Annotated in this window: 18 protein-coding genes; 7 read left to right on the top strand and 11 right to left on the bottom strand. The window is 66.7% G+C overall.

Annotated elements, in window-relative coordinates; translation table 11 throughout:
- Positions 1-68 precede the first annotated feature (68 nt).
- Positions 69-623: a transcription elongation factor GreB gene (gene greB, locus dqs_RS07600; RefSeq protein ID WP_065340097.1), complete on the bottom strand. Its 555-nt coding sequence runs from the start codon at positions 621-623 to the stop codon at positions 69-71.
- 170 nt (positions 624-793) lie between these two features.
- On the opposite strand from greB, the gene dqs_RS07595 reads away from it, so the two are divergent.
- The 4 genes from dqs_RS07595 to dqs_RS07580 all read left to right on the top strand — a co-directional run bounded on the left by dqs_RS07595 (position 794) and on the right by dqs_RS07580 (position 4,088).
- Positions 794-1,009, top strand: coding sequence for a YdcH family protein (locus dqs_RS07595; RefSeq protein ID WP_011765156.1), 216 nt, complete (start codon positions 794-796; stop codon positions 1,007-1,009).
- Positions 1,010-1,068: 59 nt separating this feature from the next.
- The gene (locus tag dqs_RS07590; RefSeq protein ID WP_065340096.1) at positions 1,069-2,373 is read left to right on the top strand and encodes an O-acetylhomoserine aminocarboxypropyltransferase; all 1,305 of its coding nucleotides are present in this window, start codon (positions 1,069-1,071) and stop codon (positions 2,371-2,373) included.
- A 3-nt stretch (positions 2,374-2,376) separates the two neighbouring features.
- Complete coding sequence (locus dqs_RS07585) at positions 2,377-3,186, top strand: alpha/beta fold hydrolase (protein WP_065340095.1); 810 nt, start codon at positions 2,377-2,379, stop codon at positions 3,184-3,186.
- Positions 3,187-3,287: 101 nt separating this feature from the next.
- Entirely contained in the window at positions 3,288-4,088 is an 801-nt protein-coding gene (locus dqs_RS07580) for a DUF2189 domain-containing protein (RefSeq protein ID WP_011765153.1), read from the top strand.
- Between the two features lie 12 nt (positions 4,089-4,100).
- Here dqs_RS07580 and dqs_RS07575 read toward each other — a convergent pair whose 3' ends face one another.
- Positions 4,101-4,952: an endonuclease/exonuclease/phosphatase family protein gene (locus dqs_RS07575; protein WP_065340094.1), complete on the bottom strand. Its 852-nt coding sequence runs from the start codon at positions 4,950-4,952 to the stop codon at positions 4,101-4,103.
- A gap of 112 nt (positions 4,953-5,064) precedes the next feature.
- On the opposite strand from dqs_RS07575, the gene dqs_RS07570 reads away from it, so the two are divergent.
- Positions 5,065-6,150 (top strand): cation diffusion facilitator family transporter, encoded by a 1,086-nt coding sequence (locus dqs_RS07570; RefSeq protein WP_236778739.1) that lies wholly within the window; start codon positions 5,065-5,067, stop codon positions 6,148-6,150.
- 28 nt (positions 6,151-6,178) lie between these two features.
- Positions 6,179-7,036, top strand: a complete 858-nt coding sequence (locus tag dqs_RS07565; protein ID WP_011765150.1) for an HDOD domain-containing protein — start codon at positions 6,179-6,181, stop codon at positions 7,034-7,036.
- A gap of 9 nt (positions 7,037-7,045) precedes the next feature.
- Here dqs_RS07565 and dqs_RS07560 read toward each other — a convergent pair whose 3' ends face one another.
- The 5 genes from dqs_RS07560 to dqs_RS07540 are packed head-to-tail and all read right to left on the bottom strand — an operon-like array spanning position 7,046 to position 12,118.
- Positions 7,046-7,531: a hydrogenase maturation protease gene (locus dqs_RS07560; RefSeq protein ID WP_221405627.1), complete on the bottom strand. Its 486-nt coding sequence runs from the start codon at positions 7,529-7,531 to the stop codon at positions 7,046-7,048.
- Between the two features lie 37 nt (positions 7,532-7,568).
- Positions 7,569-9,032 (bottom strand): Ni/Fe hydrogenase subunit alpha, encoded by a 1,464-nt coding sequence (locus dqs_RS07555; RefSeq protein ID WP_011765148.1) that lies wholly within the window; start codon positions 9,030-9,032, stop codon positions 7,569-7,571.
- 7 nt (positions 9,033-9,039) lie between these two features.
- Positions 9,040-9,612 (bottom strand): NADH-quinone oxidoreductase subunit B family protein, encoded by a 573-nt coding sequence (locus dqs_RS07550; RefSeq protein WP_011765147.1) that lies wholly within the window; start codon positions 9,610-9,612, stop codon positions 9,040-9,042.
- Positions 9,609-10,313 (bottom strand): 2Fe-2S iron-sulfur cluster-binding protein, encoded by a 705-nt coding sequence (locus tag dqs_RS07545; protein ID WP_011765146.1) that lies wholly within the window; start codon positions 10,311-10,313, stop codon positions 9,609-9,611. The genes dqs_RS07550 and dqs_RS07545 overlap by 4 nt, the downstream gene beginning before the upstream one ends.
- On the bottom strand, positions 10,310-12,118 hold the full coding sequence (locus dqs_RS07540; RefSeq protein WP_065340091.1) for an NAD(P)H-dependent oxidoreductase subunit E: 1,809 nt from the start codon (positions 12,116-12,118) through the stop codon (positions 10,310-10,312). The genes dqs_RS07545 and dqs_RS07540 overlap by 4 nt, the downstream gene beginning before the upstream one ends.
- Before the next feature lie 317 nt (positions 12,119-12,435).
- Here dqs_RS07540 and dqs_RS07535 point away from each other — a divergent pair, with 317 nt between their 5' ends.
- Entirely contained in the window at positions 12,436-15,312 is a 2,877-nt protein-coding gene (locus dqs_RS07535) for an adenosylcobalamin-dependent ribonucleoside-diphosphate reductase (RefSeq protein WP_011765144.1), read from the top strand.
- A gap of 96 nt (positions 15,313-15,408) precedes the next feature.
- Here dqs_RS07535 and dqs_RS07530 read toward each other — a convergent pair whose 3' ends face one another.
- The 4 genes from dqs_RS07530 to nuoL all read right to left on the bottom strand — a co-directional run bounded on the left by dqs_RS07530 (position 15,409) and on the right by nuoL (position 21,142).
- Positions 15,409-15,960, bottom strand: a complete 552-nt coding sequence (locus dqs_RS07530; protein ID WP_065340090.1) for an NUDIX domain-containing protein — start codon at positions 15,958-15,960, stop codon at positions 15,409-15,411.
- 87 nt (positions 15,961-16,047) lie between these two features.
- Positions 16,048-17,523, bottom strand: coding sequence for an NADH-quinone oxidoreductase subunit NuoN (gene nuoN / locus dqs_RS07525; protein WP_065340089.1), 1,476 nt, complete (start codon positions 17,521-17,523; stop codon positions 16,048-16,050).
- Positions 17,524-17,560: 37 nt separating this feature from the next.
- Complete coding sequence (locus tag dqs_RS07520; RefSeq protein ID WP_011765141.1) at positions 17,561-19,042, bottom strand: NADH-quinone oxidoreductase subunit M; 1,482 nt, start codon at positions 19,040-19,042, stop codon at positions 17,561-17,563.
- A gap of 75 nt (positions 19,043-19,117) precedes the next feature.
- Positions 19,118-21,142 (bottom strand): NADH-quinone oxidoreductase subunit L, encoded by a 2,025-nt coding sequence (gene nuoL, locus dqs_RS07515; RefSeq protein WP_065340088.1) that lies wholly within the window; start codon positions 21,140-21,142, stop codon positions 19,118-19,120.
- Positions 21,143-21,145: the final 3 nt, after the last annotated feature.

Below are 21,145 nucleotides of genomic sequence, written 5' to 3'. Positions count from 1 at the left end.
TTTTTGAAATCGACGCCCACCCATGTGGGGATGCCGCCGCCGATTTCAAGCCCCCGCGCCGCCGCGGCTTACCGGTAGCGGATGTCCACCACCTCAATCTCGCGCGGCCCGGCCGGGCTCATGAAGCGCACCGTCTCGCCCAGTTTCACCTTCAGCAGCGCGCGCGCCAGCGGCGAGATCCAGCTGATCCGCCCCTCCGAGGCATTGGCCTCGTCCACGCCGACGATCTGCCAGGTCTGCTCGTCCTCGCCGTCGGCATCGGTGATCGTCACCGTGGCGCCGAAGAAGACCTGGTCCACGTTCTCCTGGCGTTCCGGGTCGACCACTTCGGCGCTCTCGATGCGCTTGATCAGGAAGCGGATGCGGCGGTCGATCTCGCGCAGCCGCTTCTTGCCGTAGATGTAGTCGCCGTTCTCCGAGCGGTCGCCGTTGCCGGCCGCCCACGCCACGGTCTCCACCAGCTTGGGGCGATCCACCCGCACCAACTGGTCGAGTTCGACGCGCAGCGCGTCGTAGCCGCGCCGCGTCATGTAGTTCTTGCTGCCCGGCGGCAGCCGCAACGACGGCGACAGCTCCTCGTCGTCGTCCTGCCCCTCGCCTTCCTTCACGAATGCCTTGTTCACCTGCGTCTCCGCACTCTCGATGCTCCAATTATGGCAAGACTGCAGCCGCCTCGCGCCGCACACTCGATAAGCCATGCCGGTGAAGTTGTCATTCGGCGGACCGGCGCATACCATTGCGGGCACCCGACTCACCCCGGCAAGGACTTGCCGCCCCGCCGAGCCCGCCCTCGATGAACGACGACGCTTTCGATGAAGTGACCAGCCTGCACGCCCGGCTCGAGGCGTTGCGCGGCGAGCATCGCGACCTTGACGATGCGATCGCGCGCCTCGGCGCCGCGCCCGCGGACGACGAACTGCTGCTGCGGCGCCTGAAGAAGCGCAAGCTCGCAATCAAAGACCGCATCACCGTCATCGAACGCCTGATCGAGCCCGACGAACTCGCCTGAGTGCCGCCGCGCGGCCTCTCCAACCCCGGGCGCCGTCAGCCCCTTCCCTTGGCAGAACCATGACCCAATCCGATCTCTTCGGCCGGGAAACGCTCGCCCTGCACGCCGGCCAGTCGCCCGACCCGGTGCACGGCTCGCGCGCCACGCCGATCCACTTCACCACCAGCTACGTCTTCAGCGATGCCGACCAGGCTGCCGCGCTGTTCAATCTCGAACGCCCCGGCCACGTCTATTCGCGCATTTCCAACCCCACCACCGCCGTGCTGGAAGAACGCGTCGCAGCGCTCGAAGGCGGGGTCGGAGCGATCGCGGTGGCCAGCGGTCAGGCCGCACTGCACCTGGCGATCACCACGCTGATGGGCGCCGGCGGCCACATCGTCGCCTCGCGCGCGCTTTACGGCGGCTCGCACAACCTGCTCGGCTACACCCTGCCGCGCTTCGGCATCCACACCACCTTCGTCGATCCGCACGATCTCGACGCCTGGCGCGCCGCCATCCGGCCGGAGACGCGGCTGTTCTTTGGCGAATCGGTCGGCAACCCCGGCCTGGACGTGTTCGACATCCCGGCCGTGTCGGCCCTCGCCCATCAGCACAGGCTGCCGCTGCTGGTGGACGCCACGCTGGTGAGCCCGCTGCTGCAGCGCCCGCTCGACCTCGGCGCGGACCTGGTGATGCACTCGGCCACCAAGTACCTCGGCGGCCACGGCGTTGCCGTCGGCGGCGTCATCGTCGATGGCGGCCGCTTCGACTGGGAGGCCTCGGGCCTCTTCCCGACGCTCACCGAACCCTACGACGGCTTTCACGGCATGGACTTCGCCGAGGAATCGCCGGTCGCGGCCTTCCTGCTGCGTGCACGCCGCGAAGGCCTGCGCGACTTCGGCGCCTGCCTGTCGCCGATGAACGCCTTCCAGATACTGCAGGGCCTGGAAACCCTGCCGCTGCGCATGCGCGCCCACGTCGCCAATGCGCGCGCGGTGGCCGAACACCTCGCCGCCCATCCGCTGGTGGAAAAGGTCGCCTATCCCGGCCTGCCCGGCCACCGCGACCATGCGCTCGCAGCCCGCCTGCTGCCCGACGGCTGTGGCGCGGTGATGTCCTTCGACCTCAAGGGCGGACGCGAAGGCGGCCGCGCCTTCATCGGCGCGCTGCGGCTCTTTTCGCATCTGGCCAATGTCGGCGACGCCAAATCGCTGGTGATCCATCCAGCCAGCACCACCCACTTCCGCATGTCCGCCGCCGATCTCGCCGCGGCCGGCATCGGCGAAGGCACGGTGCGGCTGTCGGTCGGTATCGAAAACACCGCCGACCTGATCGCCGATCTCGACCGCGGCCTCGCCGCGGTGGCGCGCCTGTTCAAGGAGTGAGCGATGGACATCGTCGTCAATGAACAGCCCACCCGCGTCTATACCGGCGGTCGCAGTTTCGACCGCGAACTGCCCACCGTGGTGCTGATCCACGGCGCCGGCCATGACCACAGCGTGTGGAACACCCAGGCCCGCACTCTCGCCCACCACGGCTTCGGGGTGCTCGCGCCCGACCTCCCGGGACACGGCGCCTCGGGCGGCGCGCCGCTGGCCGGCATCGACGCCCTCGCCGACTGGATCCTCGCCCTGCTCGACACCTGCGGCGTGGTCCATGCCAGCCTGGTCGGCCACAGCATGGGGTCGCTGATCGCGCTCGCCGCGGCGGCCCGCGCGCCGGAACGCGTGGGCAGCCTGGTGCTCGTCGGCAGCGTCGTACCGATGCCGGTTGCGCCGCCCCTGCTGCAGGCGGCCACCGCCGCACGCGACCAGGCCCACCGCATGATCAACCAGTGGTCGTTCAGCCCCACCGGCCAGCTCGGCCAGGCCGCCAGCCCCGGCACCTGGCAGACCGGGCTCAACCGCCGGCTGATGGAACGCCAGGCCCCCGGCGTGCTTGCCACCGATCTCGCCGCCTGCAACGACTGGACTGGCGGGCAGGAAGCGGCGGGCGCGGTGCGCTGCCCGACCCTGCTGATATGCGGCGAGCGTGACCAGATGACGCCGCCGCGTTCGGTAAAACCCTTACGCGATGCGCTGGTCAACGTGCCCCGTGGTGCGCGTATGATCACCCTGTCCGGCGCGGGCCACGCGATCATGGCCGAAGCGCCCGGCGCCATCAGCGACGCGCTACGGGGATTCTTCCAACACAAATAAACACCACGAAGGGCAGGTTTTTCGGTGCCGCGCCTTGGCGGCCCGCCCTCCTCCAGCCTGCCCGCCCCGTTCCGCTGCGCGACACGAACCAGGAGAGAGACATGTCGCAGCCGAACGATGCTCCGCTTGCCAAGGACGACGAGGGACTGCCCTTTCCGGATGTCCGCGACGTTCCCGCCACTTCGCCGCTGCGCTGGCTCGCGCGCGGCTTCTCCGACCTCCGGGCGTGCCCGATCCCCAGCCTGTTCTACGGCTTCTGCTTTGCCGGCATGGGGCTGCTGATCACCTTCGTGTTCGAGCACGCCTACGAATACACCTCGGCGCTTACCTCCGGCTTCCTGCTGCTCGGCCCTTTCCTTGCGATGGGCCTGTATGAAATCTCGCGCCGGCACGAGCGCGCAGAAGGCTGTGCACTCGGCCCGACGCTGACGGTGTGGCGGCGCAACGCGGGCAACATCGGCCTCTTCGCGGTCGTGCTCGGCATTGTCTTCCTGATCTGGGCACGTGCCTCGCTGGTGGTCTTCGCGCTGTTCTACACCAATGAGATGCCCAACCTGTCCGGCTTCCTGGAGCAGGTGCTGAAGATGGAGAACCTCGAGTTCCTCGCCGTGTACTTCGGCGTCGGCCTGCTGTTCGCCGGCATCGTGTTCGCGGTCAGCGTGGTGTCGATTCCGCTGATGCTGGACCGCAACCAGGACGCGATCACCGCGATGCTGGCGAGCGTGGCCGCGCTCGCGCGCAATCCGGCCGCGATGCTGGTGTGGGCGCTGGTCATCGTTTGCGTCACCGTGCTCGGCTTCCTCACCTTCCACGTCGGGTTGGTGGTGCTGATGCCGCTGATCGGGCACGCCACCTGGCACGCCTACCGCGACCTTGTCGGCCCGCTGCCGTCACAAGGCTGACGGCGCGCAGACTCAGGCGGAGAGTTCGAGCAGCACCGGCTGGTGGTCGGACGCCGCGGTCTCCGTCACGATCTGCAGCGATCGCACGCGTGGGACCAACCCTTCGCTGGCGAACATGAAATCGCAGCAGTAGGGCCGGTCGGGCCACTCGGCACCGTGCAGACCGACCGAGGGCGGATGCGGCGCCGCGCCATGCAGCACGGTCCGGCAATCACGAAAGGCCGCACCCGCCACCGCGGCATCGGCACACAGCGCCGCGTGTTCGACCGAGCCCGGCTCGCAGTTGAAATCGCCGCACAGCACAGCCGCGGCCGGCCGCGCCCGGGCCGCAAACGCAGGATTGCCCTCCTTGCCCGCCGGGGGCAACAGCGCGGCTGCGGCAACATCGTGCTGCAGGGTTCGCAGCGCCTGGACCTGCGCCGCCCGCTGGCGCGGCGAGTAGTACTCCAGGTGCGTAGTCATCACCCGCAGATCGCCGAACGGCGCCTGCACGACAGCCTCAACACAGACCCGCTGCATGCTCGGCCGCCCCGGGTCCGGCGGCGCGGGCAGCAGATGGCGGAATACCGCGCCCAGCGGCAGGCGCGAGAGCAGCAGGTTGCCAAAGCGTGCCCGCCCGCCCCCGGCGCCGGGAACGTCCACTGCCGCGCCAAACACCGCCTCGTAACCGGGGAAGGCTTCCGCCAGTTGTCGCGGCTCGTCCCCGACCTCGCCGCCCGGCAGCCCGGGAAAATGCTCCGCCACCTCCTGCAGGCAGATCACGTCCAGTTCGCCGAGCGCACGCAAGGCCTCGATCGTGCGCGCGAGGCGGACAACGCCGTCGGCCCCCCGTCCCCACTGTATGTTCCAGCTGACGATCCGCATCCTGCCCTCCCCCGTCTTGGCTTCCGATCGTAGCAATTGGCGCGCCGTCACGCCCGTTCGGCGCGATAATCGCGGCATTCCGGCCCCTCCGCCCCCTTGCCTCCGTCAGCCGATGTCCGCCAAGCACGCCCCTCACCACCACGGCACCGCTTACACGCGCGCTGCTGGCCCCGCCCGTTGCGGCCATGACCACGACCACGACCACGGCCACGGCCACGGCCACGAACATCACGCTGCCCCCGGGCACGACGATGGGCCCGCGCCGGCGGCGTCGCATGGACACGAGCACGCGCACGGCCACCATCACCACCACACCGCCAGCCGCTGGCTGCCGCTCGCTCTCGCGCTGACCCTCGGCTTTGCCGCCGTGGAGGCGCTTGCGGGCCTGTGGTCGGGCTCGCTCGCGCTGCTCGGCGATGCCGGCCACATGGTGACCGACGCAATGGCGCTCGGCCTGGCCGCGCTCGCAGCCCGGATTGCGCTGCGCCCGGCCAGCACCCGCCATTCCTTCGGCCTGCCCCGGGTCGAGGCGCTCGCTGCGCTCGCCAACAGCCTCTTCATGCTTGCGCTGGTCGCCGCACTGCTGTGGCAGGCGGCCGCCCGGCTGGCTGCGCCGCGCGACATTTCCGGTGAAACGGTCACGCTGGTCGCCCTCGCCGGGCTGGCGCTCAATCTCGCGGTGGCATGGCTGCTGACGCGGGGCGAAGGCGACCTCAACACCCGCGGTGCCCTGCTGCATGTACTGGGCGACCTGCTCGGCTCGGTCGCCGCGCTCGCCTCGGGGCTCGTCATCCAGTTCACCGGCTGGGTCACCATCGACCCGCTGCTGACGATGCTGATCTGCGGGCTCATCCTGGCCTCCACGCTGTCGCTGCTCAAGCAGGTGGTGCATACACTGCTCGAAGGCGTGCCGGATCACCTTTCCCTGCCCGAGGTCGGCCAGGCAATGGCCCAGGTCGAGGGCGTGCGCTCGGTGCACGATCTGCACATCTGGAGCCTGGATTCGCGCCAGGCCGCGCTGTCCGCGCACGTGGTGCTGGGCGACAGCAGCACCTGGCCCGCGGTGCTCGCGCGCCAGCAGCGCCTGTTGTCGGAACGCTTCGGCATCGGCCACGTGACGCTGCAACCGGAGTTGCCGGCAACGGTACCGCTGGTTTTCTCGCCGCGTAATTCCACGCCACCGTCCGATCGACCATAATCCGGTCAACTACACGGGATTCTTCACCATGCATTCCGCCCTGGAACTGGTCAGCCACGTCGAGGCGCTCACCTCCCTGCCCTCGGTGTACCACCGCATCCGCGAGCAGCTCGATTCGCCGGACGGCTCGGTGATCGAGGTCGCCCGTCTGGTGTCGGCGGACCCCGCGCTCACCGCGCGCCTGCTGCGCTTGGTCAACAGCGCGCTGTACGGCTACGGCGGCCAGGTAGACACCGTCGGCCGCGCCGTGCAGATCCTCGGCCTGCAGCAGGTGCACGACCTGGTGCTGGCGATGTCGATCAGTTCGGTGTTCGCCGGTATCCGGCCGGAGCATATGGACATGTCGCGGTTCTGGCGCGGCAGCGTGATGTGCGGCCTGGCCGCGCGCAACATCGGCCGCGGTTGCGGGCAGCCCACCGCGGACCGCTTGTTCGTGATCGGCCTGCTCGCCGACCTGGGACACCTGGTGATGTATCAGACGGTGCCCACGCTCGCGCTTGAAGCCGAACGCCGCGCCGACGCCGGGCACGAGCCGCTGCACGAGGCCGAGCGCCGTATCGTCGGCTGCGACTATGCGGAACTCGGCGCCACGCTGATGGCGCACTGGCGGCTTCCGCCCTGCTTTGCAGAGGTGATCGGGGCCCAGATCCTGCCGCGGCTGGGTGGCGAATACGCCTTCGACGCCGCCATCGTGCACGTCGCCAGCAACATCGTGCTGGCCGACCGCAAGGGCGAACCCAGCGACGCCGCCGCAGCGCGGATCGACCCCACGGTGTGGGCGCAGCTGGAGATGTCGCCCGACAGCCTGAGCCGGGTCCGCGAGGACGCCGAACTCAACCTCGCCGCCTACGTCGCCGCCTTCTTCCCCAACCTGCGGATCGCCTGAGCTCCCGAACTAGGAGGGCTGCGGCAGTTGCACCCGTAGCAGGCGCCGCCACGCCGCCAGCGAGGGCGCCGACAGCAAGGTCGCCAGCAGTTCCCACGTCAACGGCAGGGCCGCTTCGGCCAGGGGCGAAAGACTGTCGCCCAGGCCGAACTGCTCGCCCCGCACGCGCAGCAGGAAAGCCGGCGGCGCATGCCCCTCCAGCTGTTCCAGCACGGCCAGCACCGCGGCCGGCGCAAGCGCATGGCTGAACGCCGGCGTGGCCCGCGCGGGCTCGAGTTCGCTTAACTCGTAAGGCGTATGCAGACCATGGGCCGCATCGATGAACAGCACGAGCCCGGCCCCGGAGATGTCGAGCGCGTGCTCCACCTGGAGCTGGAATTCGAGCTGCGCCCGCACGCCGGGGAAGCCCGCCTTCACGACGCGGTCGAGCAGCAGCGGGCCGAGCGCGTCGTCGCCACGCGCGTCGTTGCCCACCGCGATCACGACAAGCTGCATGCTCATTTCTCCCGTTGCCGCGCCTTTGCCGGCGGCATCAATCCCGCAGCACCCGCTCGATCAGTGCGCCGTCGGCTCCCACCAGCGCAAGCTCCAGCGGCATCCTGCCCAGCGCGTGGGTCGCGCAGGACAGACAGGGGTCGAAGGCGCGGATTGCCACCTCGATGCTGTTCAGCGCCGCCTCGGTCAAGGTCTGCTTCGACACCGTCTGGCGCGCCACCGCCCGCACCGCGGCGTTCATCGCCTCGTTGTTGTGGGTCGTCGACACGATCAGGTTGCACATCGTCACCAGGTCGTCCTCGCCCACGCGGTAGTGGTGGATCAGCGTACCGCGCGGTGCCTCGATGACGCCGACGCCCTCGCTTGCCCGCGGCCCCGCGGCGGTCAGCGGCCCCGCCAACAGCGCGGGGTCCTCCAGCAGGTCGCGGATCAGCTCGGCGGCGTGCAGCATTTCGATCATGCGTGCCCAGTGGTAGGCGAGCGGCGCATGCAGCGGGCGCCCGCCACCGTAATCGAGGAACGCGCGACGTTCGGACTCGGCCAGCGGGGTGGGAATGAAATCGCAGTTCTGCACCCGCGCCAGCGGCCCGACCTTGTACCAGCCCTGCTCCGGCCCGCGCTCCGCGAGGTAGGGAAACTTCATGTAGCTCCAGGGCTTCACCGCCTCGCGCAGCACGCGGTGATAGTCGCGATCGGCCACGCCGTCGCGGACGATCTGCCCGTCGGCATCACGGAAGCGCAGCGTGCCGTCGTAGAACTCGAGCCCGCCGCCCTCCCCCACCAGGCTCATGAAGCCCGACGCCACGGTGCCGAAGCTGTCGTAGAACGCGGCGTCGGCGTCGTGCAGCCGGCGCACCAGTTCCACTGCGCCGCGGCACCACGTCAGCACCTCGTCGATGCCCGCCAACAGCAGCGCATGGTCGGCCGGCGCGAGATGGCGGTTCATGCCGCCCGGCACCGCGCCGGTGCCGTGGATGCGCTTGCCGGCCGTGGCGCGGATGACCTCCTGCCCGAACTTGCGCAGCATTACGCCTTGCCGCGCGATCTCCGGGTAAGCGGCGGCGACCGCGAGGATGTTGCGCCGCGCGGGTTCGGCGTCGAAGCCGAACAGCAGGTCGGGCGAAGCCAGATGGAAGAAGTGGAGCGCGTGCGACTGCAGGATCTGCCCGTAGTGCATCAGCCGGCGCAGGCGGTCGGCGCTGGCCGGCACCGGGGCGGCACCCACCACGTGGTCGAGCGCCTTGCACGCGGCAAGGTGATGGCTGACCGGGCAGATGCCGCACAGGCGCTGCACGATGACCGGCACTTCCCAGTACGGCCGCCCCTGCACGAAGACCTCGAAGCCACGGAACTCGACGATGTGCAGGCGCGCCTCGCACACCTCGCCGTCTGCATCGAGCAGCAGCGTGACCTTGCCATGGCCTTCCACGCGCGACACCGGGTCGATCGCGACCCGGCGCAGGCCGTCCTGCTGCACTGTCGGTTGAAGGTGTTCGCTCATCGCCGGCTCAGTCGAAATGCATCAATGCGTAGGGCAGCCGCGGGGTGCGGCCGGCCACGAGGTCGGACAGGAATTTCCAGATCGCATCGCCCGAGGGCGGGCAGCCCGGCAGGAAGTAGTCGACCCGCACCACTTCGTGGATCGGTCTCACCTTGTCCAGCAGCAGCGGCAGTTCGGGGTCGTCCGGCACGCCGGCGCCGTCCAGCCCCTCGCGGTAGCAATACACCTCCTGCAGGCAGGCGCCCACGTCGAGGTGGTTGCGCTGCGCCGGCAGCCCGCCGTTGATCGCGCACGCGCCCACCGCCACCAGCGTCTTGCAGTTGCGGCGGAACTCTCGCAGCACATGGACGTTTTCGGCATTGCACACGCCGCCTTCGATCAGGCCGATGTCGCACGGGCCGCAGTGCTTGATGTCGGTGAGCGGGGAGCGGTCGAACTCGACCTTGGCCGCCAGTTCGAAGATCCGCTCGTCGATGTCGAGCAGCGACATGTGGCAGCCGAAGCAGCCCGCCAGCGACGCGGTGGCGATGCGCAAGCGGGCCGGTTCGGGCCGCTTCTCCTGCGCGGACGGCTCGGTCATGTGTCGCGCTCCATGGCATGCACGTGGATCGGCTCAGCGTCGTAGGTCCGTTCGCCGATCGGCACCGCGAACCCGACGCGCTTCTTGAGGATCACGCCGACCGGGCAGATGTTGGCGGCAAGGTCGTCGGCAGCCAGCGTGGTGTCGGCCAGCCGGCCGGTTTCGGCATTGACGACCAGGTGCTTGCCCAACCCGCGGCCGCCGAGCGCAAACACGTTCTTGCCGTCGACCTCGCGGCTGGCCCGCACGCACAACTCGCAGAAAATGCAACGGTTGAAATCGAGCAGCACGTCGGGGTGCGAGGCATCGACCGGGCGATCCGGATAGAAATGGGGGAAGCGCGGCGTGGTCATCTCGAGATCGTAGGCCAGTGCCTGCAACTGGCAGTTGCCGCTCTTCTCGCACCCGGGACAGAAGTGGTTGCCCTCCACGAACAGCATCTGCAGCAGCGCGCGGCGCTCGGCATTGATCTCCGGCGTATCGCTTTCGACCTCCATGCCCTCGCGTGCCGGAAACGCGCACGAGGACACATGCCGCCCGCCCACCTTCACGGTGCACAGCTTGCAGGAACCGTGCGGCGGAAAGTCCGGGTGCCAGCACAGATGCGGGATGTAGTGGCCGGCGGCGCGCGCCGCCTGCAGGATGGTCTGGCCCTCGTCGAAGGGCACAGGACGGCCGTCGAACAGGAACTGGCGTTTCATGATGCGTCTCCGGTTGCGCGGGCGGCGAGGTGGGCAGCCGCATCGTTGCGGCCGCTGACGCGGCGCGCCGGCGCCAAGGCCTGATCGAGATCGAAGGCCGGCTCGAAGTCCGCCGTCTGCATCCGGCGCTCGTAGAAGGGGCGGAACTTCAACAGCGTATCGAGCACCGGGTTAGGTGCCGAGGCGCCGAGGCCGCAATGGCTTGCGTTCTTCAGCAGGCGGTCGATCCACTCGATGTCGGCGAGATCGCCCCGGCTGCCGTGCCCGCTGGCGAACTTGTCCATCGCGGCCTTCAGCAACCCCGTCCCCACGCGGCACGGCGTGCAGAAGCCGCAGCTTTCGTGGGCGAAGAAGGCGACGAAGTTGCGCGCGACCTCGAACAGATCGCGCCCGGAGTCGAACACCATGAATGCGCCCGCGGTGGGAACGTCCTCGAACGCGATACGGCGCTGGAACTCGTACGCGGCCAGCGTGATGCCCGCCGCGCCGCCCACCTGCACCGCCTGGGTATCGGAGGCGCCGCAGTCTTCGAGCACGCGCTCCACGGTGACGCCGAAGGGGTACTCGTAGATGCCGGGCGCGGCACAATCGCCGGAGATGGACAGCAGTTTGGTGCCGGTGGATTGCGCGGTGCCGGTGGCGGCAAAGGCCGCCCCGCCGCCACAGGCGATGAGACAGGTCTTGGCCAGGGTTTCCACGTTGTTCACCACGGTGGGACGGCCGAGATAGCCGTGGGTGACCGGGAATGGCGGGCGGATGCGCGGGGTGCCGCGCTTGCCCTCCAGCGACTCGAGCAGGGCCGTCTCCTCGCCACAGATATAGGCGCCCGCGCCGAGGTGGATGGCGATGTCGAAGTCGAACCCCGCCTCGCCCAGGATGTTGCGCCCGAGCAGTCCGGCGGCACGGCGCTGCGTCAGCGTGGCGTTGAGGGCATCGAGCAGGTAGCGGTACTCGCCACGCAGATAAAGCAGGCCGAGCTGGGCGCCGGTTGCCCAGGCGGCCAGCGTCATGCCTTCGAACACCGCATCGGCCATGCGCGTGAGCAGCAGCCTGTCCTTGAAGGTGCCGGGCTCGCCTTCGTCCGCATTGCACACGACGACCTTCTGCGGCCCGGCGGCATCGCGGCAGGCGGTCCATTTGACCGCGGTGGTGAAACCCGCCCCGCCGCGTCCGCGCAGAGTGGAGCGTTGCATCTCGTCCAGCCACCCGGACCGCCCCATCCTCAGCGCCGCCGCGAGCGCGTCGCCCGCGGCCAGCCGGGTGCCGAGCAAGGCGTCGGTGCGACGGACGTTGTCGTCCACCGTGAAGAACGCAGCCGGCCACTGTTCGAGCGGCACCTCGCGGCGCACCAGTTCGGCGATCTCGTTGATGCGGGCATGGGTCAGGCGCGTGACTGGCCGCCCGTTCACCAGCGCGGCCGGCCCCTGGTCGCCCATGCCGATGCACGATGTCGGCGCCACCCCGACCAGGCCATCCTCGGACACGCGGCCGGGCTCGACCCACAACTTGCCGCACAGTGCATGCATCAACTCCGCCGAGCCCTGCATGCGCTCGATGACGTTGTCGGCAAACAGGATGCGGTAACGCCCCGCCGGAGAGGTATGGAGAAAGCTGTAAAAGCCGGCGACGCCCTCCACATGGGCGCGGGGTAGGTCGAGCGCCGCGGCGACCTCGGTCAAGGCGGAGGGCGCGAGATAACCGAGCCGGTCCTGCACCGCAATCAGCACCTGCAACAGCGACGACGGCGCGGCGCCGTGGCGCTGCACGGCGGCGGCCACACCGGCGTGTACATCTGTGGGTTGCATGGCGCTGTCCCTTGCTAGCAGAGCGTCACCATTATAGGTGCGCTAATCCATGTGCATCTGCAACACGGTCGGGCCGCGAGCCGCATGCGGGCGTCCCCATAACGATGAAACCGCTTGCACAGCGCGCTGCAAGCTCGCGGATTTTCAGGGTTTTCAGGTCAAAAACCCCTTGCGCCACGCTACTACATCTAGTGGTGCATTTTTGTCTTGCGCACAAGCGAAAACCTTATATATTTGATTTTTATGATTTTTTATTTATTTGGAAAATCACCCGTTAGCGGCTATCCTTCCACGGCTTAACAACACTAAGGGAAGCCATGAGCACGACGACCCAGAGCCCGGCCAAACGCGACGCCACCACCCTCCTGCCGCAAGAAATCTCGGGCGAAGTCCTGCTCGAAAAATACGCCAAAGGCGACGAACAAAGCGTCACCGAAGTGCGCCGCCGGGTCGCCCGGGCGCTCGCCGCGAGAGAACCCGAAGAGAAGCGCGCCCACTGGGAAGCCAAGTTCCTGGAGGCGCAGGAGAAAGGCTTCGTGCCCGCGGGCCGCATCAACAGCGCTGCCGGCACCTCGCTTGCCGCGACCCTGATCAACTGCTTCGTCCAGCCCGTCGGCGACTCGGTCACCGAGGCGGTCGATGGCCGCCCCGGCATCTATACCGCGCTCGCGCAAGCGGCCGAAACCATGCGCCGCGGTGGCGGCGTCGGCTACGACTTCTCCTCCATCCGTCCGAAGGGCGCGATGGTGCGCGGCACCGCCTCCAATGCGTCGGGCCCGGTGTCCTACATGCGGGTGTTCGACCGTTCCTGCGAAACCGTGGAATCCGCCGGCGCCCGCCGCGGCGCGCAAATGGGCGTGCTGCGCTGCGACCACCCGGACATCGAGGAATTCATCCACGCCAAGGACCACGGCGACCTCACCAACTTCAACATCTCGGTGGGCGTCACCGACGACTTCATGCGCGCGGTCGAATCCGATGGCGACATCGAGCTGACGCACAAGTCCGAGCCTTCCGACGAGCTGAAGGCGGCCGGTGCCTACCAGCGCGATGACGGCCGCTGGGTGTACCGCAAGGTGCCGGCACGCGCGCTGTGGGACCAGGTGATGCGCTCGACCTACGACCACGCCGAACCGGGCATCCTGTTCCTGGACCGCATGAACCAGGACAACAACCTGTACTACTGCGAAACCATCGAGGCGACCAACCCGTGCGCCGAGCAGCCGCTGCCGCCCTATGGCTGCTGCTGCCTCGGCTCGGTCAACCTGACGCCCTTCGTCAAGAATCCGTTCACCGACAAGGCCGAGTTCGACTACGCGGCGTTCGGCAAGGTGGTCGACGTCTCGATCCGCATGCTCGACAATGTGCTCGACGCGACCCACTGGCCGCTCGAACAGCAGCAGCGCGAGGCGGACTCCAAGCGCCGCGTCGGCCTCGGCTTCACGGGTCTGGGCGATGCGCTGATCATGCTCGGCAAGCGTTACGACAGCGACGAAGCGCGCGAGGAAGCACGCAAGATTTCCGAATACATGCGCAACCGCGCCTACCTCGCCTCCACCGAGCTGGCCAAGGAACGCGGCGCCTTCCCGCTGTTCAACGCCGACATGTACCTGTCCGGCGGCAACTTCGCCTCGCGCCTGCCGGCCGAGGTAAAGGACAAGATCCGCAAGCACGGCATCCGCAACTCGCACCTGCTGTCCATCGCGCCGACCGGCACCATCTCGCTGGCCTTCGCCGACAACGCGTCCAACGGCATCGAACCGCCGTTCTCCTACACCTATACCCGCCGCAAGCGCATGGCGGACGGCACGTTCAAGGAGTACGCCGTCGAAGACTACGCATGGCGGCTCTACAAGCACCTCGGCGGCAATGTCGAGCAACTGCCGTCGTACTTCGTCACCGCGCTGGAAATCTCGGCCCAGGCCCACAAGGACATGGTGGCCGCGGTTGCGCCCTACATCGACACCTCGATCTCCAAGACGGTGAACGTCCCCGAGGACTACCCGTACGCGGATTTCGAAGACCTCTACCTGACCGCCTGGAAGGCGGGTCTGAAGGGTCTGGCCACCTACCGCCCCAACTCGGTGCTCGGTTCGGTGCTGTCGGTCGCGCCCACCAGCGAGCAGAAGCAACCGCACGACGTCGAAATTCCCGACGCCAACAAGCGCCTGTCGATCAAGAGCCTGCCGGCGCCGGTGCTCGCGTCGCTGCGCTGGCCGGGCCGCCCGGAACTGCCCGACGGCAACCTGGCGTGGACCTACATGCTCGGCACGCCAGCGGGCGACTTCGCCCTCTTCGTCGGCCAGTTCGGCACCAATGGCGGCACCTTCCCGTTTGAAGTCTGGGTGAACGGTGCCGACCAGCCGCGCGGCCTGGGTGCCGTGGCCAAGACGCTGTCGATGGACATGCGCGCCAACGACCACGGCTGGCTCAAGCTCAAGCTCGATACGCTGGCCCGCACGGTCGGTGAAAAATCCTTCGAGATGCCCTTCCCGCCGCACGGCGAGAAGAAGCTCTTCCCGGGTGTCGTCTCCGCCTTCGCCCAGGTGGTGAACTACCGCTGCGAGAAGCTCGGCGCTTTCGAGAAGGAAGGCCCCACGCCGGTGCTGGACACCCTGTTCAGCCTGGAAGAGCCCAAGACCGGCACCGACGGCACCCTGTCGTGGACGGTGGACATCTACAACCCGGCCACCGGCGAAGACTTCGTGCTCGGCCTGAAGGAAATCACCCTGCCAGCGCAGGACGACTATTCCGCGGGCACCACCCGTCCGTACTCGGTCTGGCTGTCCGGCAACTACCCGCGTGCGCTCGACGGCCTGACCCGCATCCTGTCGCTCGACATGCGCGTGATGGACCCCGCCTGGATCGGCATGAAGCTGCGCAAGCTGCTGAACTACCCGGAGCCGCTGGGCGACTTCATGGCTTTCGTGCCCGGCACGCGTCGCCAGCAGAACTACCCCAGCACCGTCGCCTACATGGCCCAACTGATCATCCACCGCTACGCGATGCTGGGCGTGCTGGACGAAAAGGGCTATCCGAAGCGCGAAATGGGCATCCTCGAAGCGCCGCGCGACGACAGCGAACCGAAGCTGATGCAGGGTGCGCAGTGCAAGGAATGCGGGAACCACACGGTGATCCGCAAGGATGGCTGCGACTTCTGCACCGCCTGCGGTGCCGTCGGCACCTGCGGCTAAGCGCGCACCGGTCGGCGGGGGCGCAGGCCCCCGTGCTGCCGTAAAAGGAAACGCCGGACCTTGGTCCGGCGTTTCTTTTTTCTCAACCCCCGGCGCTCAGCGCAGATGCGGCTCAGCCAGATACAGCGCGGCGATCGTCTTCGCGTCGGTGATACGTCCCTCCAGCACCCCCGCTCTCGCCTCCGCGGGCGAAAGGCCTAGCACCTCAAGAAACTCGCCTTCGTCGAGTGCATTGCCGACCTCGGTCAATCCGGTCGCGAAGAACACCTCGATCCGCTCATCGGAATAGCCGATGCACGGATGGATCTGCCCCAGGTGCAACCACTCTGCCGCCTGGAAGCCGGTTTCCTCGCGCAGTTCGCGCTGGGCGCAGGCAAGGATCGGCTCGCCAGGATCGATCTTGCCGGCCGGCACTTCCAGAAAACTCCGCCGCAACGGATAGCGGAACTGCCTTTCGAACACCAAGCGGCCATCCGCCATCACGGCGACGATCGCCACTGCACCCGGGTGGCGCACGTACTCCCGCATCGACTGCTTGCCGTCCGGCAAGCGGACCTGATCCCGTTTCACCTTCAGCAGCTTGCCGTCGAACACCGGCTCCGTGCTCAACTCGTGCTCGGTAAGCGGATCCTCGATTTGCGCGCTCATCAACAACCTCGTGAATGTAGGAACCGGAAACGACAACGCCGACGACGGAATGATCCGCGTCGGCGTCGTCGGGTAAGGTGTGCCGGGTCAGGGCTGGGTGGATGCCAGCAGCACGAAGGTGCAGAGCGTCATCACACCTTGCGGTGCGAGCCCGATCGCGGCAATCGCCAGGCCATTCGCGGACAGGAACACCCGCAGTTCGGCCGGCGCCTGAATCGGCGTTGCATCGGCCGGTTCATCGAAGTACATGACTTTGACCAGACGCAGGTAGTAGAACGCGCCGATCACCGACATCAGTACCGCGACCACGGCCACCCAGATGTAGCCCGCCGCCACGACCGCCTGCAGTACCGCAAGCTTGGCAAAGAAACCGATGAAGAACGGGATGCCGGCCATCGAGAACATCACGAACATCATCATCGCAGCAAACCACGGACTGCGCTTGTTCAGCCCCTTGAAGTCGTCGATGTTCTCGGCTTCGAAGCCAGCGCGCGACAACAGGATGATCATGCCGAAGGACGCGAGGCTCATGATCACGTAGGAGATGGCGTAGAACATGGCCGCGCTGTAGGCGTCGAGCGCGTAGTGCGGATCACCATCCACCACGCCGGACAGGAGTCCGAGCAGCATGAAACCCATGTGCGAGATGCCCGAGTAGGCCAGCATCCGCTTCAGATTGGTCTGCGCGATCGCGGCGAGGTTGCCCAGCACGATGGACAGCACCGCAACGAACATCAGCATCGTCTGCCACTGCTCGGCGACATCGAACAGGCCCCAGACCAGCAGGCGCACCGCCATCGCGAACGCAGCCAACTTGGGCGCGGTTGCGATGATCAGCGTGACCGCGGTGTTGGCACCGTGATAGACATCGGGGATCCACATGTGGAAGGGCACGACGCCCAGCTTGAAGCAGATGCCCGCCATCAGGAAGACAAGACCGAACAGCAGCACCGTGTCATTGGCGGCCTGGTTGTACACCGACTTGGCAATGCCCGAAATCTCCAGCGTGCCGGTCGCGCCGTAGAGCATCGACATGCCGTAAAGCAGCAGACCCGAAGCGAGCGCACCGAGCACGAAGTACTTCATTGCCGCTTCGGTGCCGCGCGCCGAATCGCGGTCGAATGCGACCAGCGCGTACAGCGACAGCGACATCAGCTCCAGACCGATGTACATCGACAGCAGGTGGTTGGAGGTCACCATGACCATCATGCCCAGCGTCATCAGCAGCGCCAGGACGTAGTACTCGGGCTTGTCGAGCTTGCGATCCGCCAGATAGCTGCGGCCGTAGAGCAGTGCCACCGCCATCGAGAAGTAGATCAGCAGCTTCAGCACATCGCCGAGCAGGTCGCCGATGAACATGTTGCTGAACGTCGTGACCGCCCGCGGATTAGCGGTGTTGTAGGTGATGATCGCGGCGCCGATCAGCGTCACCAGCGTGAGACCGTAGGCGAGACCCCGCGCCACGCTGCGCGCGAAGGTCGTCGCCAGCATGATCACGAGCGCCATCACGGCGACGAAGATCTCCGCCGTCGCGGGGTAGAAGTCGGGGACAACAAAGTTCATCTTCTGGCCAGTCCGGTTAAGTGTCTCGCTGTGGGCTTCAGAGCTTGCTCACGGCCACGTGACGGAGGAGTTCATTGACCGAGGCATGCATCACTTCGGTAAAGGGGAAGGGATACAGACCCATCGCCAACACGCAGGCAGCAAGGATGCCGAGGAAGGCGAACTCCCGGGCATTGATGTCTTCGAGTTCGGCGACGTGCTTGTTGCCGATCGCCCCGAATACCACCCGCTTGTACATCCACAAGGTGTAGGCGGCGCCCAGGATCAGCGTGGTGGCGGCAAGGAACGCGATCCAGAAGTTGTACTGGACGGCACCCAACACCACCATGAACTCACCGACGAAGCCGCTGGTCGCCGGCAGACCGGCGTTCGCCATCGCGAACAGCATGAAGAACGCCGCGAACTTCGGCATCGAATGCACAACACCACCGTAGTCGGCGATCTGGCGCGAGTGCATGCGGTCGTACAGCACGCCGATGCACAGGAACATCGCGCCGGACACGAAGCCGTGGGAGATCATCTGAACCAGCGCGCCCTCGACGGCGAGCGGGTTGAACATGAAGAAGCCCAGCGTCACGAAACCCATGTGCGAGATCGACGAGTAGGCCACCAGCTTCTTCATGTCGGCCTGTACCAGCGCGACGAAACCGATATAGACCACCGCGATCAGCGACAGCGTGATCACCACCGGAGCAAGCTGCTGCGCAGCGTCCGGCAGGATAGGCAGCGAGAAGCGCAGGAAACCGTAGGCCCCCAGCTTCAGGCCGATCGCTGCCAGCACCACCGAACCACCCGTAGGGGCTTCCACGTGCGCGTCGGGCAGCCAGGTATGCACCGGCCACATCGGCACCTTCACCCCGAACGCGATCAGGAAGGCGAAGAAGATGAGCGTCTGCGGCTCGATTGCGAGGGGCAACTGGTGCCAGTCGAGGATGCTGAACGACCCGCCGGCTTCCATGTACAGGTAAAGCAGCGCGATCAGCATCAGCAGCGAGCCGAGCAGCGTGTAGAGGAAGAACTTGATTGCGGCATAGACGCGGTTCGGGCCGCCCCAGATACCGATCACGAGGTAGAGCGGGATCAGCGAGGCTTCAAAGAACACGTAGAACAGGATGCCGTCCAGTGCGGAGAAGATCCCGTTCATCAACCCGGACATGATCAGGAAGGCGGCCATGTATTGCGCGACCTTCTCCTCGATCACCTGCCAGCCCGCGATCACCACCATGATGGTGATGAAGGCATTCAGCAGCACGAACAGCACCGAGATGCCGTCGACGCCGAGGTGGTAGTTGATGTTGAAGCGCGGCACCCAGGGGGCGATTTCGACGAACTGCATCGCAGCCGAACTGACGTCGAAGCCGGTATAGAGCGGAAGGGTTACGACGAAGCCCGCGATCGACGCCAGCAGGGCCAGCACCCGTGCCATCGGAGCATTGCGGTCGGAGCCGGTGGCGAGCACCAGCAGGCCGCCGATTATCGGCACCCAGATCGCGAGACTAAGGTAGGGAATGTCCGTCATCGTTGCTTTCCGTTCTATGCGCCGTCCCTGGCGCGTTCGATCTTGTTGTCTAAAGCCTGGTGGGCGACGTGCTGTTTAGGCGCGGTTGAACCAGAAGGTCAGCAGCACGAACACGCCGATGATCATCGTGAAGGCGTACTGGTACAGATGCCCCGTCTGGAACAGGCGGGAAATCTGCGCCACCCAACCGACCAGCTTGGCGGTGCCGTTGATCGCAACACCGTCGATCAGCGCCTGATCGCCGCCCTTCCACAGCCCCTTGCCGAGCAGGCGAGCCCCGCCGGCAAAGAAGATCTCGTTGAAGCGGTCGAAGTAATACTTGTTCTCGAGCAGGGTATGCAGCGGGCTGAAGGTGCGCTGGATCGCTGCCGGAATGCCGGGCTTGACCATGTAGAAGAACCAGGCCACCGCGACACCGCCCATTGCCAGCCAGAACGGCGCGGTCTGCAGGCCGTGCACCGCCATCGCAACCGAACCGTGGAAATGCTCGGCGAGTTCCTTGATGCCGACGTGGTTCTCACCGACGAAGATCACACCCTTGAACCAGTCGCCGAACAGCATCGGCTGGATCGTGAAGAAACCGATCAGCACCGACGGGATGGCCAGCAGCACCAGCGGCAGCGTCACGACCCAGGGCGACTCGTGCGGCTTCTGGCCCGGCGCGAGGCCGTGATGATGATCGGCCGACGGCTCTTCATCGTCGTGATCGCCGTGGTGGTCGTGATGCGCATGGTCGTTGTGACCAAAACGCTCCTTGCCGTGGAACACCAGGAAATACATGCGGAAGGAGTAGAACGCGGTGACGAACACGCCCGCCATCACGCAGAACAGCGCGTAACCCGACCCCGGGATGGTCGAGGCATGCACTGCCTCGATGATCGAGTCCTTGGAATAGAAGCCGGAGAAGAACGGGAAACCGATCAGCGCCAGCGAGCCGAGCAGCGAGGTAAACCAGGTGATCGGCATGTACTTCCACAGGCCGCCCATGTTGCGCATGTCCTGGTCGTGATGCATGCCGATGATCACCGAGCCGGCACCGAGGAACAGCAGCGCCTTGAAGAACGCGTGGGTCATCAGGTGGAACACCGCGGCCGAGTAGGCGGAGACACCCAGCGCAACGGTCATGTAGCCGAGCTGCGACAGCGTCGAGTAGGCCACGACGCGCTTGATGTCGTTCTGCACGATGCCGAGGAAGCCCATGAACAGCGCGGTGGTGGCGCCGATCACCAGCACGAAGGAGAGCGCGACGTCGGAGAGTTCGAACAGCGGCGACATGCGCGCCACCATGAAGATGCCCGCGGTCACCATGGTCGCCGCGTGGATCAGCGCCGAGATCGGGGTCGGGCCTTCCATGGAATCGGGCAGCCAGACGTGTAGCGGCACCTGGGCCGACTTGCCCATTGCGCCAATGAAGAGGCAGATGCAGATCGCGGTCAGCAGCGGCCAGCCGGTCACCGCCATGTCCATCGCCGACAGTTCCTGCGCCTTGGCGAACACTTCCTGGTAGTTGAGGCTGCCGGTGTAGGCCACGATGAGACCGATACCGAGCAGGAAACCGAAGTCGCCGACGCGGTTGACCAGGAACGCCTTGAGGTTGGCATAGATCGCGGTCGGCCGGTCATACCAGAAGCCGATCAGCAGGTAGGAGACGAGGCCCACAGCTTCCCAGCCGAAGAACAGCTGGAGGAAGTTGTTGGACATCACCAGCATCAGCATCGAGAAGGTAAACAGCGAGATGTAGCTGAAGAAGCGCTGGTATCCCGGGTCGTCATGCATGTAGCCGATCGTGTAGATGTGCACCATCAGCGACACAAAGGTCACCACCAGCATCATCATCACGGTGAGCGCGTCGATCTGGAAGCCGACCTCGAAATTGACCCCGCCGGCGTTCATCCAGGTGTAGATCGTGCCGTTGAAGGTGTTTCCTGCCTGCACGTCCTGGAAGACCAGGACCGAGGCCGCAAACGCCACGGCGACGCCCAGGATGGTGGCGACGTGCGCACCCGTGCGACCGATGAGCTTGCCGAAGAGGCCCGCCAGAATGGCGCCGGCCAGCGGGGCCAGCGGCACGAGGAGATAGAGCTTCTGCATGTCCGACATCGT

The organism is Azoarcus olearius (assembly GCF_001682385.1).
Classification (GTDB): domain Bacteria; phylum Pseudomonadota; class Gammaproteobacteria; order Burkholderiales; family Rhodocyclaceae; genus Azoarcus; species Azoarcus olearius.
This window is presented reverse-complemented; position numbering and strand designations above follow the sequence as displayed.

Coding starts and splice junctions, on each gene's coding strand:
- dqs_RS07530 (WP_065340090.1), bottom strand. CDS start 15,960: ATGAGCGCGCAAATCGAGGATCCGCTTACCGAGCACGAGTTGAGCACG.
- dqs_RS07580 (WP_011765153.1), top strand. CDS start 3,288: ATGTCGCAGCCGAACGATGCTCCGCTTGCCAAGGACGACGAGGGACTG.
- dqs_RS07590 (WP_065340096.1), top strand. CDS start 1,069: ATGACCCAATCCGATCTCTTCGGCCGGGAAACGCTCGCCCTGCACGCC.
- nuoN (WP_065340089.1), bottom strand. CDS start 17,523: ATGAACTTTGTTGTCCCCGACTTCTACCCCGCGACGGCGGAGATCTTC.
- dqs_RS07585 (WP_065340095.1), top strand. CDS start 2,377: ATGGACATCGTCGTCAATGAACAGCCCACCCGCGTCTATACCGGCGGT.
- dqs_RS07555 (WP_011765148.1), bottom strand. CDS start 9,032: ATGAGCGAACACCTTCAACCGACAGTGCAGCAGGACGGCCTGCGCCGG.
- dqs_RS07595 (WP_011765156.1), top strand. CDS start 794: ATGAACGACGACGCTTTCGATGAAGTGACCAGCCTGCACGCCCGGCTC.
- dqs_RS07545 (WP_011765146.1), bottom strand. CDS start 10,313: ATGAAACGCCAGTTCCTGTTCGACGGCCGTCCTGTGCCCTTCGACGAG.
- dqs_RS07535 (WP_011765144.1), top strand. CDS start 12,436: ATGAGCACGACGACCCAGAGCCCGGCCAAACGCGACGCCACCACCCTC.
- dqs_RS07520 (WP_011765141.1), bottom strand. CDS start 19,042: ATGACGGACATTCCCTACCTTAGTCTCGCGATCTGGGTGCCGATAATC.
- nuoL (WP_065340088.1), bottom strand. CDS start 21,142: ATGTCGGACATGCAGAAGCTCTATCTCCTCGTGCCGCTGGCCCCGCTG.
- dqs_RS07575 (WP_065340094.1), bottom strand. CDS start 4,952: ATGCGGATCGTCAGCTGGAACATACAGTGGGGACGGGGGGCCGACGGC.
- dqs_RS07560 (WP_221405627.1), bottom strand. CDS start 7,531: ATGCAGCTTGTCGTGATCGCGGTGGGCAACGACGCGCGTGGCGACGAC.
- dqs_RS07540 (WP_065340091.1), bottom strand. CDS start 12,118: ATGCAACCCACAGATGTACACGCCGGTGTGGCCGCCGCCGTGCAGCGC.
- dqs_RS07550 (WP_011765147.1), bottom strand. CDS start 9,612: ATGACCGAGCCGTCCGCGCAGGAGAAGCGGCCCGAACCGGCCCGCTTG.
- dqs_RS07570 (WP_236778739.1), top strand. CDS start 5,065: ATGTCCGCCAAGCACGCCCCTCACCACCACGGCACCGCTTACACGCGC.
- dqs_RS07565 (WP_011765150.1), top strand. CDS start 6,179: ATGCATTCCGCCCTGGAACTGGTCAGCCACGTCGAGGCGCTCACCTCC.